Genomic DNA, 12,552 nt, shown 5'->3' on the forward strand with positions numbered 1-12,552 from the left:
TTCTTTACAAAAAATTAATAATAGGAGGTAAGAGTATGGCGAATTTCTTGAAGCCAGCGAAACATATAGATCCTCTACCAAGTGAACAGGTAGATGATACATATAAGAAATTGAGACTACAAGTCTTTATAGGGATATTTCTTGGTTATGCTGGTTACTATTTATTAAGGAAAAACTTTTCACTTGCAATGCCTGCATTGATCGATGAAGGCTTTAGTAAGACGGAATTAGGATTTGCTTTATCAGCTATTTCAATTGCATACGGTTTTAGTAAATTTATTATGGGTACAGTGAGTGACCGGAGTAACGCAAGAATATTTTTAACATTAGGTTTAGTATTAACGGCAATCGTTAATTTATTGATGGGTTTTATACCGGTCTTAACATCTAGTGTATTTATCATGTTTATTATGCTTTTCTTAAATGGTTGGTTCCAAGGTATGGGATGGCCACCATCTGGAAGAGTGCTTGTACATTGGTACAGCGTTAGTGAACGTGGAGGTAAGACAGCTATTTGGAATGTCGCGCATAATGTTGGTGGCGGGTTGATGGCACCGATTGCCTTGCTTGGTATTTCAATTACAGGAACATTGTCATTTGGTTATTTAAAAGGATTTGAAGGTGCATTTATATATCCAGCTATTATCGCGTTAATTATTGCGATTATTTCATACGTTCTAGTTAGGGATACACCTCAATCGATGGGATTACCACCGATTGAAGAATATCGAAATGATTACCCTAATAAAGAGCAGAAAACGTTAGAAGTAGAGCTTACAACAAAAGATATTCTCTTTAAATATGTATTGAATAACAAATGGGTTTGGATGATTGCTATCGCAAATATCTTTGTTTATTTTGTTAGATATGGTGTGTTAGACTGGGCACCAACATATTTAAGTGAAGAAAAAGGTTTCGACTTAAATGCATCAGGTTGGGCATACTTCTTATATGAATGGGCAGGTATCCCAGGAACATTATTATGTGGTTATATTTCGGATAAAGTGTACAAGGGTAGAAGGGGGCCAGCAGGATTTATATTCATGTTAGGTGTGACAATCGCTGTCATCGTATATTGGTTAAATCCAGCAGGAAACCCATTAGTAGATAATATCGCATTAGTTGCGATCGGTTTCTTAATATACGGACCTGTTATGTTGATAGGTTTACAAGCATTAGATTATGTACCTAAAAAAGCAGCAGGTACTGCAGCAGGATTAACAGGATTGTTTGGTTATTTAGGTGGAGCTGTAATGGCTAATATCATTATGGGATTAACTGTTGATAAATTAGGATGGGATTCAGGATTCTTATTATTAACAATCATTAGTGTATTAGCAATGTTAAGTTTCATCTTAACTTGGAACAAACGTGGACAAGAAGTTGTAAAATCATAATTATATAAAGTGTAAAGAGACTAGGGCATTTTACCTTAGTCTCTTTTCCTATTTAATGATAAACGTTCGCGAAATTCAATGACACTATTCAATAAATTCTCACTTAATAAATTGTATGATTCTTTCAAAATATTAAAACATTTACCTTAATCTGATTTTCTTCAATTTATATATTTACTGATTTAAGTTTTCGAATTATAATAACGTCATTATAATTCAATATTTTTACATTAGTAATTTGATGTTTACTTTTGGAATTTGGATTAAATATATTAAGATATCAAAGAATTAGGAGATTTGTTGTGAGAAATATATATGAAATCAAATACCTAAAATATTCTGCTACTAAATATCGCAATCATATAGGTATTTCTTTTTTTGTAGTATTAAAGGGTCGTGTTATGGTCACGATTAAAGAGCATAGTAAAGAATATAAAGAAGGAGAAACGTTTGTTGTTAAACATAATGAGTGGTATAAACTCGATGTATCAGAAGGGAATATCGTCGTACAAATTCATCTGTATGAGTCAATCATAACAACGATGATACCAGAGTTACTTTCATATCATCAGCATGTAAGTATGCAAACAAAGTTAGTCCCTTTACGAGACCATTTAATTTGCCTGTGTGATTTATATTTAATACAAGAAAACAATCGCAATTTAAAAATCATGAAGCAACTTATTACGATATTAGAATTTTATAGAGAACGATTGACGGTTTATTCAAAAGAATGTCCACTTGTTAATCGGCATATGAACCCAATAATTGATGAAATTAAAGATTATATTTATGAGCATTATAATGAACGTATAACGATCAATACATTCACCGATAAATATCATATTTCTGAATCATATTTTTCGAAATTATTTAAAGAACAAATGGGTGTGAACTTTAAAGATTATTTAACGGACATTAGATTGTTAAATAGCACGTATGATTTAATTCATACACAAGAAAAAGTAATCGACATTTCAGAAAAACATGGATTTTATAATGTATCGTCTTATATTTATTGCTTTAAATTGTATTATGGTGTTACACCGAAAAAGTATCGTGATATGACACAACGTAAACACGTACAAATTGAGCGACAAAGCTTTTTTAATGAAGTAGATCATGAGCAAGATTTATCAGATGAGGAAGTTAAATATTATTTGAAAAAGTTTCAAGAGGATTATTCAAGCATGATATGTACATAAAAATTTCGCGATTTTAACAAAACAAAACCTCCCAATCTTTTATAAGGTTAAAGAGATTGGAAGGTAAATGATTCATATTATGATTGTGCGATATATTTTTTAATAACTTCTTTGTTCTTTTCTTTGAAGATGTCGTTGTGGCTCGATACGCGACCACCTGCTTGTGCTTCAGGATCGATATAGCTTTTAGCTAAGTTTGCAGCATTTGCAGCATCATTGAAACAAGAAGCAATCAAATGAACTTTTGCATCATGTTTAAGGATATCCCCAGCACCGAAAATACCAGGTACTGAAGTTTGAGCATTCCCTAAACCTTCAATAAAGAATTCATTCACTAAGTTAACTTTAGTTTGTGCATTATGAAGTAATTCTGATTCACGATCAAAACCATGACTAATGATAACTTCATCAACAGGTATGATTTCTTGTTCCTTTGTATCAACATGTTCTAAAACAACTTCTGTAATAACTGGTTTATCAGGGTCACTGTTAAGTTGTTTAATAACCATACTTGGTTTCTTAGAAATATCAAGTTTATCTAATAATTGTTTCATATGCTCATGGCCAGAAATTTCTTCTTTTCTGTAGCAAAGCGTAACACTTTTCGCATATTCTGATAAATCACAAGCCCAATCTAATGCAGAGTTTCCCGCTCCCGAAATTAATATGTGTTTGTCTTTAAACTTCTGAATTGACTGTACAACATAATTTAAATTAGATAATTCAAAACGCTCAGCACCTTCAATATCTAAAGTTAATGGTTTGATAATGCCACTACCAACAGCAATAATGACAGATTTTGAATGATACTCATGACCTTTTTCTGTATATATAATAAAATGTTGTTCTTCAACTTTTTTAATATCAATAACTTTTTCTTCTAAGCACACTTCTGGACCGAAATGTAAGCCTTGTTGAACTAAATCTTGAATAACTTCATAACAAGGTTTTGGCGCAAGAGCCCCTATATCCCAAATGACTTTTTCAGGGTAGACATGCATTTTACCGCCTAATTTATTTTGGAAATCAACTATTCTAACACTCATTCCTCTTAACCCGGAATAGAAACTTGCAAATAATCCCGCTGGACCCCCGCCGATAATCGTAACGTCTGTAATATTCATCAGTCATGATTCCTCCTAATTATTTCAACTTACGATTATTATCCTATATTTGCAAATGATAATCAATATCAATGACGGAATTGGCATAATTTTTTTAATTTAAATACATATGTAAAATATTTTTAGATGAATAAAAAATGGGCGAGAATATTTGTGTGAATCGGGGGTGATAGTGAGGATGTATTTGAGTATTGTCGAAAAAATGAGTCGTGTTAGGGACAGAATTCCGAGAAATGTCCGTAAGAGAGGTTGTTAGGGACATAATTCTGAGAAGTGTCCGTAAGAGGTGTCGTTAGGGACAGAATTCCGAGAAATGTCCGTAAGAGGGGTCGTTAGGGACAGAATTCCGAGAAGTGTCCGTAAGAGAGGTTGTTAGGGACATAATTCTGAGAAGTGTCCGTAAGAGAGCGCTCACCTAACTACCAGAATTCCGAATAATGGTAGCTAGCCGATTCTAACTACCACAATTCAGAAAAATGGAAGTTACAGCGTTCTAATTACCACAATTCCGCAAAATGAAAATTAGCACACTCATACATAATGAAAGGCTGAGACAATTTTCATGTCTCAGCCTTCTTATCATACTTATGCGATTGGGAAGAGTGATTCGATAAGTTGAATGTTCTCTTCTGTTAAGTTCACTTCTAATGTTTTTAAGTTGTCGATAACTTGTTCGCCTCGTTTAGCGCCAGGTATGATCACATCTAATGATGGTTTTGTTAAGTAATATGCTAACACAATATGTGCTACGTCTACGCCATGCTCTTGTGCGATTTCTCTAAGTTTGTCTACTTTTTTAAGATTTTCTTTAAAAGCTTCACCTTGGAATTCAGGTTTTTCTGCTCTTAAGTCATCAAACGTTGTATTTTCATCATATTTGCCAGCTAATAATCCTGCAGCTAATGGGAAGTATGGAATAAATGTAATATCATGTTCTGCTGTATATTCCAAGATGTGTTCATTCTCACGATTTAATAAATTATATTCATGTTGAATAACATCTACATTACCATTTTTATTAGCTTCTTTCAGTTGTTCTAATGTGAAGTTAGAAACACCGATTGCTTTAATTTTTCCAGCATCTTTTAATCCTTGTAAAGCTGCAACTGCTTCGTCTTTAGGTGTTTCGTCATCTGGGAAGTGAATATAATATAAATCGATATAGTCAGTTTGTAATCTTTTAAGGCTGTTTTCAACTTGTTCTTTTAAAAATTCAGGGTCGTTTGATAATTTCGTATCATCACCGTCAAAGTAGTGAGCGCCTTTAGTAGCAATCACGACATCTTCGCGATTGTATTCTTTAACGACTTCTCCGACAAGTTCTTCTGATCTTCCTGGACCATAAATGAAAGCAGTATCTAATAAATTAACACCATTGTCTAGGGCAGCTCTTACAACATTTTTACCTTGTTCTTCATCAAGGTTTGGATATAAATTATGACCGCCAACAGCATTTGTTCCTAAACCAATTGGATTAACTTCAATATTTGATTTACCTAATTTTACGCGATTTGCCATTTCAATCATCCTTTTCTCATTGTTTGTTTTAAATTTGAATAAGTTTGAATTAAAATTCTTCATAAGTTGCTGGATCTTGATCTTTAAGACGTCCATCAGCTTTTGTTAATGCATCGATTGCGTGTAAATCTTCTGATTCTAAATAGAAATCAAACACATCTAAATTTTGTAGTTGTCTAGTATTAGATGTTGATTTTGGAATTGGAACAATACCATTTTGAACGTGCCATTTTAAAATGATTTGCGGAATTGTTTTATTATATTTTTCAGCGATTTTACCAATTTCTTTATCGTTTATAACTTCTGAAGCGCGACCTAATGGACTCCAAGCTTCTATTATAATACCTTTTTCTTGATGATATTCGAGTACATTTTTTTGGTTGAAATAAGGATGTAATTCTATTTGGTTAACTGCAGGTAGTACGCCAGTTTCTTTTTCTAATGTATCAATATGTTCTTCTAAGAAATTACATACACCAATAGATTTAATAAGGCCAAGTTTCTGTGCGTCTATGAGTGCTTTCCAAGCTTCTACATATTTGCCTTGTTTAGGGTTTGGCCAGTGAATTAAATATAAGTCAATATATTCTAGACCTAATCGATAAATCGATTCTTGTATAGCAGTAATGGCTTGATCATAACTATGATAACGACCAGGTAGCTTTGATGTTACGATAATTTGATCACGACTAACATGGCTTTCTTGTATCGCTTTTCCGACAGTACCTTCATTTTCGTAATTATATGCAGTATCTAATATGCGATATCCGTTGTTTAATGCATTTACGATTGCATGAACACCTGATGATCCGTTTAATTTATACGTACCAAATCCTACTTGCGGTAACACTTGTCCATCATTTAAATGATAATTTTCCATGATAAAATGCCTCCTATATAAATATAATGACTGTACACTTTTAAACTATATCATACCTCTTTTTGTAGATAGGAATAATCAGCTTATAAATATTTTTGTAAAACGTATTGAATTCATATAGTTAATGTAGTAAGATGTATCTCATTGCGCAAGATAAGTAGCTAATAGCTAGAGTCATATTATTGAGAAAAGAAGGGTTAAAATGGAGCGTGTATGTGTCATATCATTAAGCATTATAGATGCAATCATGATACTCATGTTGGTACTGTTTAATACAGCAATTATTTCTAATATTTATGTATTAACAGTTTATGCTTTAATCATGGTACTGGTTTCTGGTTATATCGTATATTTAGCTATCAGTATGAAATGTGATCAATCTATTAATCAATTTGATCAATTTTCTAAATAATTAAATTTAACGAGTAAAAATGTATATGATTGAAAATTCGACGAATAAGCCTTTATGGTTTGTTCGTTTTTTTATTTATATAGAAATCGTAAATAGTATGTAAAAATGTAGTAACATACTTTTACGTTGCATGTTATAATAATGGTGCTTTTAATTAAACGAAAAGGGTGGACAATAAACAATGTTTTTAATCATCAACATAATTGGTTTGTTGGTATTCATTGGTGTCGCTTTTCTTTTTTCTAGAGACAAAAAGAATGTTGATTGGAAATCAGTCTTAATACTAATTGTTATTAACTTAGTATTAGCATGGTTCTTCACACAATTTTCTTTCGGGGCGAGATTCGTTAAAGGTGCGGCTGACGGCGTATCATGGCTTTTAGAATCTGCTTTTTCGGGAATTGGATTTGCATTTGGTAGCTTTACAGCACCAGGACCAGGGAAAATGGATATGGCAGTTTCAGCGTTACTACCAATTTTACTAGTTGTACCAGTATTTGATATTTTAATGTATTTAGGTATTTTACCGAAATTTATTTCAATGTTAGGTTGGGTTATTTCAAAAGTAACAAGACAACCTAAATTTGAATCATTCTTCTCAATTGAAATGATGTTCTTAGGAAATACGGAAGCATTAGCAGTTTCATCTAAACAATTAACATCTATGAATAAAGTCAGAGTACTTACGCTTGCAATGATGTCTATGAGTTCTGTATCAGGGGCAATTGTTGGTGCGTATGTCACAATGATACCAGGAGAATATGTATTAACGGCAATACCATTAAACATCATTAATGCGATTATTGTAACAACAATTTTAAATCCATTTGATTTAGACCCAGAAGATGATGTCGTGGCTGAGATAGACGAAGGGGAAAAACAGCCATTCTTCTCATTCTTAGGGGATTCAGTTATCAATGCAGGTAAACTTGTATTAATCATTATCGCATTTGTTATCGCATTTGTTGCGATTGCAGACTTGATCAATAAATTACTAGGTATTATGGATCCAATTCCATATTTACCAAACATAAGATTAGAGTATATTCTCGGAATCTTCATGTTCCCATTTGCAATTTTACTTGGTATGCCAGTTGGAGAAGCATGGGTAGTTGCTCAACAAATGGCACTTAAGATTGTAACAAATGAATTTGTTGTCATGAGCACGATTAGTAAAGAAATAAGTGAATATTCAACACATAGAGCAGCAGTAATTAGTACATTCTTAGTATCATTTGCTAATTTCTCTACTATTGGTATGATAATAGGTACTTTGAAAGGTATCGTCAAAGAAGATGTATCTAATTTCGTATCTAAATATGTACCAATGATGTTGTTATCAGGTATATTAGTATCACTGTTAACAGCAGCATTCGTTGGATTATTTGCTTGGTAAGTTGAATCAACACTTTTAAAGTTAAATTTAAAAGCAACAAGCACATTTAATGTACTTGTTGCTTTTTTTAATAAAGGGGGATATATCATGCTCAAAAAAGTATTAGATATATCGAGTATTGTTTTGTGGTTAATTTCTATTATATTAATTATGATTAACTATGCCGATTTACCTGACAAAATTCCGAGTCATTATAATTTTGCAGGAGATGCAGATGCATGGTCGACTAAGACTTTTATATTCTTTATGCCTGTATTAGGATTATTGATATGGCTTATGCTTCATTATTTAGTCAGCAATCCAAAGTTAGATAAATACATACATGTTCCATCACTTTATGGTCAACCAAATAAAGCCCAAATAGAAAATGCTAAATTATTAATTTACTTTATTAAATTTGAAATGATGGCATTATTTACATTTCTCGTCATTAAAGACTTGTATACGGCACTTGGTATGCCTTTTAAATTGGGTGTTTGGGAATCGATTATTATTTTAAGTGTGTTAGGCTTGACGATTATCATATTTATTGCTCGAAATCATATGTTAGATAAAAATGAAAATACGAAATGAGTGAAGATAAATGTCTGAATGTACTTGGCCAAGTAGTGATTTAATGAAAAAATATCACGAAGATGAATGGTGTAGAATTAATAAAAATGATGATTACATCTTTGAAATGTTATCATTAGAAGGTGCGCAAGCTGGTCTGTCATGGGAAACGGTTATTCAAAAGCGTGAAGCCTATCAAGCAGCTTTTAAACAATTTAACATTGATCGATGCGCAGCGTTAACAGATGAAGAATTAGAAAGCATTAAAACTGAATATAATGTCATTAAACATATAGGTAAGATAAAATCCGTAAAGAGTAATGCATTATTAGTTCAAGAAATACAACAAACATATGGTAGCTTTGCTGATTTTCTTTGGTCATATGTAGACGACGAGCCAATTATAAATGAATGGCATGACATGTCAGAAGTACCGGCAGAAACGGAGCTTTCTATTAAACTAAGTAAAGACTTAAAAAAATTAGGATTCAAATTTGTTGGACCTAAAATTATGTATTCTTTTTTACAAAGCATTGGTATTATAGATGACCATCTCATCACCTGTCCATATCACAGTTATAATAGAAATAAAAAGGGTTAGGACAATCATTAAAGCTTGTCCTAACCCTTTATGTTATTTCAAAATTATGCATCTTTGTCATTATTAAGATTTGTTTGAATAAATGATTCTACTGAATCTCTTAATTCGTTAAATTGCTCGGTATCCATGTTCAAACCTTTGAATGTTTTATAAATTTCCTCTAAGATTTGACCTTGTGTTTCGACACCTGATTCAGTAAGAGAAACACGTAAGTTTCTTTCGTCATTAATCGCTCTTTCACGATTAACGAATCCTTTTTCTTCAAGTTTCTTTAATAACGGTGTTAAAGTCCCAGAATCTAAGTATAGTCTGTCGCCTAAAGTTTTAATATTGATTACTTCGTTTTTATCTATAGCTACAAGAACGATATAACCTGTATATGTTAGGTTATATTTCTTCAATATCGGTGTATATTTTTTTATAAGCTCTTTTGACGCAACATATAACATGAATCCAAGTTGTTTGTTGATTGGTGGTATATCCATTTCATTATCCTCCTTACGTCAAAATTAAGCCTATTATGAAATGAAAACAAAGTCAAGCTATTTACGAAATGTTCATAAAATAGCAAAAATTATCGCGCTCAATTCAGTTTTGGAAAATCTCAGTTATAATATAAATATAAATTAGAATTTTTTTGAAGGAAAAGTTAAATTGTAATGTTATTTTTGATATTCTATTATAGATATAAAGATAAAGTGAGGTGTATAGTATATGAATCAACAACGTTATCCTAAATCTTTAGTTCAAGAAATTGTGATGAATGCTGGTTTAGTATTGTTAGAAGCGGGATCGGAGGCTTTTAGAGTTGAAGATACGATGTATAGAATGGCTAAACGATTAGGGTATCCGAATAATCAATGTTATGTCAGTTCAACGATTATAAATTTCGCTTTAGATATTGATGATAATATTAGAGTTTATAGAGTTAGTAAACGAGATACTAATTTAGGTAATATCCACCGAGTAAATAATATTTCTAGAATGTTAGATAAAGGGCAAATATCTGCTGAAGAAGCATTGAAACGTATTCGTACTATACATAAATCTCCATTACCATACTCGTTACCGTTTAAAATGATTGCTGCAGGTTTCATTTCAATTTTCTTCCTATATTTATTTAGCGGACATAAAGAAGATATCATCGCTACATTTATTGGTGGTGCAATAGGTTATTCTATAGTAGAAATCCTTCATTCATGGACACGTGTTAAATTTATAGCAGAAATTATTGCCGCAAGTGTCATCGCATTAATCGCTATTTATAATCAAATGTTATTTGGTGGAGATGCTTTAAATATTGCGATTATATCTGCAGTTATGCCGATTGTCCCAGGTGTACTCATAACGAATGCGATTCAAGATTTATTTTTAGGACAATTATTGGTTGGCATATCTAAAGGATTAGAAGCAACTTTTACTTCTATTGCCATTGGTGTCGGTGTAGGTATTGTGTTGTTAATATTCTCATAAGAGGTGAATTATGGTTATTACGATAATATTAAACATTGTATTTAGTTTTGGTACGGCTTTCTTTTTTGCTTTATTATTTAATTCACCTAAATATTTATTAACCCCGGCTGGTATCGTTGGTGCCATCGGGTGGGTTGCTTTTCAAACGGGTATGATAGTCAATGGTTCTGACGTACAATCTTCATTTATTGGCGGTTTGTTTATAGGTGTGGCAGGACATATCATGAGTAGAAAATTCTTCTCACCAGTTATTCTCTTTATTATTCCTGGTATCATACCACTTGTACCTGGGGGCACAGCCTATGAAGCGATTAAAAATTTAATATTAAATGATTATCATGAAGCATTAATTACGATGATAAAAGTTGCGCTTATCTCAAGTTCAATAGCACTTGGGTTGCTCATAGCAGATTTATTATCGAAAGTTTACTATAAATTTAAGAAACATCGACAATTAAATAAAGTTAAATAAAAAGGTTATCACGCATGTATTGTCATTAATAAGCGTCATAACCTTTTATTTTTATTCGTAAATATATTTAAGGACTTCTAATGCTTGGTCTACTGTCTCAACAGTGACATTTGCTTTGTTAGATAACTCTTTAAGTGGGTGAATTAAGTCAGTTGGTCGTATAATTATTAACGGCTTGTTTAAAGCAATCGCCGTAGAAGCATCCATTGCCGTATTCCATTGTTTATATTTTTCACCAAATAATGCAATGACAACATCTGCTTTATTCATTAACACTTGCGTACGGAAATTATTAATATCAGAAGCGGCTTGATCTTTATAATAATTATTAGGTTGTTCACCTAAAATAGATTCACCAATATTATCAGAACGATCATGGTTGGTTTGCGGACCAACAAACGTTAACGGTAAATTATGCTGTTCAGCTTTCTGAGTGATTTCTTCTCTCCAATTATCATGAATTTGTCCTGCTAAATAAATCGTTAAATTTGTCATACGAATATTCACTCCTTTTTTATTAGTTTAACATATTTAAATCAATCGCTTTCTTTGATATGATTAGAAAAATATAAATAAAAAAGTATGGAAGAAGGCTCTCAATATGCATACAATCGAAATAACAGCTATTCAAGAAAATGAAATAGAAGCTTTATCTACAATATGTAAAACGACTTTTAAAGATACATTTATAGACGATATGCCACAAGAAGATATGAATCAATATTTTGAAGAAGCATATAATCATGAAATACTTTTAAGTGAACTGCAAAATAAAGAATCATGGTACTTCTTTGCCAAAATCAATCAAGAAATAGCAGGGTACATGAAACTTAATATTGGATCAGCACAAACGGAACCAATGGGAGATGAATATCTAGAAGTACAACGTTTATACATGTATAAGCAATTTCAGTCAAAAGGAATCGGCAGTGAACTCATGAAAAAAGCTTTTGAAATTGCTAAAGAACAACAAAAATCAAAACTGTGGTTAGGCGTATGGGAACATAATCACCAAGCACTTAACTTCTATACTAAACATGGCTATAAAATAGTAGGATCACATCAATTCGTAGCTGGTAATGACATATCAACCGACTATATCGTTGAGACAGAAATATAGAGATGAATATAATATAAGGAGGCAGAATATGCTTATATTTTTATTTATTTTAGCTTGCGGACTTTATGGTTATTATTTGGTTAATCGTAAAAGAAAAAATTAGAAAATAATGCGATAAAAAAGAGGCCTAATTTCAGGTCTCTTTTTTATCGTATTTGCAATTCTAATTTCAAAATTTGCTAACCTTTTAATTAAATAAATATTTTTAATCTGTTCTTTTAAAATGAATACAAAAGATGACATACACGTGCGCCTACTTTATTTTATATTTATTATTTTTACATAATTTAACCATAATTCCATTTATTTGTAAATATTGTTTTGAAGTAGGTGCTCTTTGTTGTAAAATTAACTTAAACGTAGTGAATCATAGGCAGAAAAATATATTATGTAAATCACTGC

14 protein-coding genes are annotated in these 12,552 nt (G+C 31.7%); 9 read left to right on the forward strand and 5 right to left on the reverse strand.

Annotation, left to right across the window (positions count from 1 at the left end):
• Positions 1 to 35: 35 nt before the first annotated feature.
• Positions 36 to 1,397, forward strand: coding sequence for a glycerol-3-phosphate transporter (gene glpT / locus LQ679_RS04300; RefSeq protein WP_239762141.1), 1,362 nt, complete (start codon positions 36 to 38; stop codon positions 1,395 to 1,397).
• A 302-nt stretch (positions 1,398 to 1,699) separates the two neighbouring features.
• Positions 1,700 to 2,602, forward strand: a complete 903-nt coding sequence (locus tag LQ679_RS04305; RefSeq protein ID WP_191836278.1) for a helix-turn-helix transcriptional regulator — start codon at positions 1,700 to 1,702, stop codon at positions 2,600 to 2,602.
• Positions 2,603 to 2,679: 77 nt separating this feature from the next.
• On the opposite strand, the gene LQ679_RS04310 is transcribed toward LQ679_RS04305, so the two are convergent.
• From LQ679_RS04310 to LQ679_RS04320, 3 genes are all read right to left on the reverse strand, one after another.
• A complete protein-coding gene (locus LQ679_RS04310) occupies positions 2,680 to 3,720 on the reverse strand; it encodes an NAD(P)/FAD-dependent oxidoreductase (protein WP_037589371.1) in 1,041 nt (346 codons plus the stop codon).
• A 591-nt stretch (positions 3,721 to 4,311) separates the two neighbouring features.
• Positions 4,312 to 5,244, reverse strand: a complete 933-nt coding sequence (locus tag LQ679_RS04315; RefSeq protein WP_204258138.1) for an aldo/keto reductase — start codon at positions 5,242 to 5,244, stop codon at positions 4,312 to 4,314.
• A gap of 49 nt (positions 5,245 to 5,293) precedes the next feature.
• On the reverse strand, positions 5,294 to 6,124 hold the full coding sequence (locus tag LQ679_RS04320; RefSeq protein WP_239762144.1) for an aldo/keto reductase: 831 nt from the start codon (positions 6,122 to 6,124) through the stop codon (positions 5,294 to 5,296).
• Between the two features lie 202 nt (positions 6,125 to 6,326).
• On the opposite strand from LQ679_RS04320, the gene LQ679_RS04325 reads away from it, so the two are divergent.
• From LQ679_RS04325 to LQ679_RS04340, 4 genes are all read left to right on the forward strand, one after another.
• Complete coding sequence (locus LQ679_RS04325) at positions 6,327 to 6,536, forward strand: hypothetical protein (RefSeq protein WP_025905002.1); 210 nt, start codon at positions 6,327 to 6,329, stop codon at positions 6,534 to 6,536.
• Between the two features lie 181 nt (positions 6,537 to 6,717).
• A complete protein-coding gene (locus tag LQ679_RS04330; protein WP_025905003.1) occupies positions 6,718 to 7,932 on the forward strand; it encodes a NupC/NupG family nucleoside CNT transporter in 1,215 nt (404 codons plus the stop codon).
• A gap of 87 nt (positions 7,933 to 8,019) precedes the next feature.
• Positions 8,020 to 8,505 (forward strand): DUF1648 domain-containing protein, encoded by a 486-nt coding sequence (locus LQ679_RS04335; protein WP_239762145.1) that lies wholly within the window; start codon positions 8,020 to 8,022, stop codon positions 8,503 to 8,505.
• 10 nt (positions 8,506 to 8,515) lie between these two features.
• Positions 8,516 to 9,085, forward strand: coding sequence for a DNA-3-methyladenine glycosylase I (locus tag LQ679_RS04340; protein WP_159315805.1), 570 nt, complete (start codon positions 8,516 to 8,518; stop codon positions 9,083 to 9,085).
• Between the two features lie 44 nt (positions 9,086 to 9,129).
• Here LQ679_RS04340 and LQ679_RS04345 read toward each other — a convergent pair whose 3' ends face one another.
• Entirely contained in the window at positions 9,130 to 9,570 is a 441-nt protein-coding gene (locus LQ679_RS04345; protein WP_126476710.1) for a MarR family winged helix-turn-helix transcriptional regulator, read from the reverse strand.
• Between the two features lie 229 nt (positions 9,571 to 9,799).
• On the opposite strand from LQ679_RS04345, the gene LQ679_RS04350 reads away from it, so the two are divergent.
• Positions 9,800 to 10,558: a threonine/serine exporter family protein gene (locus LQ679_RS04350; RefSeq protein ID WP_037589303.1), complete on the forward strand. Its 759-nt coding sequence runs from the start codon at positions 9,800 to 9,802 to the stop codon at positions 10,556 to 10,558.
• Between the two features lie 10 nt (positions 10,559 to 10,568).
• Positions 10,569 to 11,030, forward strand: coding sequence for a threonine/serine exporter family protein (locus LQ679_RS04355; protein WP_037589302.1), 462 nt, complete (start codon positions 10,569 to 10,571; stop codon positions 11,028 to 11,030).
• A 51-nt stretch (positions 11,031 to 11,081) separates the two neighbouring features.
• On the opposite strand, the gene LQ679_RS04360 is transcribed toward LQ679_RS04355, so the two are convergent.
• Complete coding sequence (locus LQ679_RS04360; protein ID WP_206166415.1) at positions 11,082 to 11,525, reverse strand: YtoQ family protein; 444 nt, start codon at positions 11,523 to 11,525, stop codon at positions 11,082 to 11,084.
• Positions 11,526 to 11,631: 106 nt separating this feature from the next.
• On the opposite strand from LQ679_RS04360, the gene LQ679_RS04365 reads away from it, so the two are divergent.
• The gene (locus LQ679_RS04365; RefSeq protein WP_239762146.1) at positions 11,632 to 12,150 is read left to right on the forward strand and encodes a GNAT family N-acetyltransferase; all 519 of its coding nucleotides are present in this window, start codon (positions 11,632 to 11,634) and stop codon (positions 12,148 to 12,150) included.
• Positions 12,151 to 12,552: the final 402 nt, after the last annotated feature.

The sequence above is a fragment of the Mammaliicoccus sp. I-M35 genome, assembly GCF_022386455.1.
Classification (GTDB): domain Bacteria; phylum Bacillota; class Bacilli; order Staphylococcales; family Staphylococcaceae; genus Mammaliicoccus; species Mammaliicoccus sciuri_A.

Bases quoted from the DNA above. Each gene is read 5' to 3' on its own strand.
- LQ679_RS04320 (WP_239762144.1), bottom strand. From the start codon at position 6,124: ATGGAAAATTATCATTTAAATGATGGACAAGTGTTACCGCAAGTAGGA.
- LQ679_RS04355 (WP_037589302.1), top strand. From the start codon at position 10,569: ATGGTTATTACGATAATATTAAACATTGTATTTAGTTTTGGTACGGCT.
- LQ679_RS04350 (WP_037589303.1), top strand. From the start codon at position 9,800: ATGAATCAACAACGTTATCCTAAATCTTTAGTTCAAGAAATTGTGATG.
- glpT (WP_239762141.1), top strand. From the start codon at position 36: ATGGCGAATTTCTTGAAGCCAGCGAAACATATAGATCCTCTACCAAGT.
- LQ679_RS04360 (WP_206166415.1), bottom strand. From the start codon at position 11,525: ATGACAAATTTAACGATTTATTTAGCAGGACAAATTCATGATAATTGG.
- LQ679_RS04365 (WP_239762146.1), top strand. From the start codon at position 11,632: ATGCATACAATCGAAATAACAGCTATTCAAGAAAATGAAATAGAAGCT.
- LQ679_RS04330 (WP_025905003.1), top strand. From the start codon at position 6,718: ATGTTTTTAATCATCAACATAATTGGTTTGTTGGTATTCATTGGTGTC.
- LQ679_RS04345 (WP_126476710.1), bottom strand. From the start codon at position 9,570: ATGGATATACCACCAATCAACAAACAACTTGGATTCATGTTATATGTT.
- LQ679_RS04325 (WP_025905002.1), top strand. From the start codon at position 6,327: ATGGAGCGTGTATGTGTCATATCATTAAGCATTATAGATGCAATCATG.
- LQ679_RS04315 (WP_204258138.1), bottom strand. From the start codon at position 5,244: ATGGCAAATCGCGTAAAATTAGGTAAATCAAATATTGAAGTTAATCCA.
- LQ679_RS04340 (WP_159315805.1), top strand. From the start codon at position 8,516: ATGTCTGAATGTACTTGGCCAAGTAGTGATTTAATGAAAAAATATCAC.
- LQ679_RS04335 (WP_239762145.1), top strand. From the start codon at position 8,020: ATGCTCAAAAAAGTATTAGATATATCGAGTATTGTTTTGTGGTTAATT.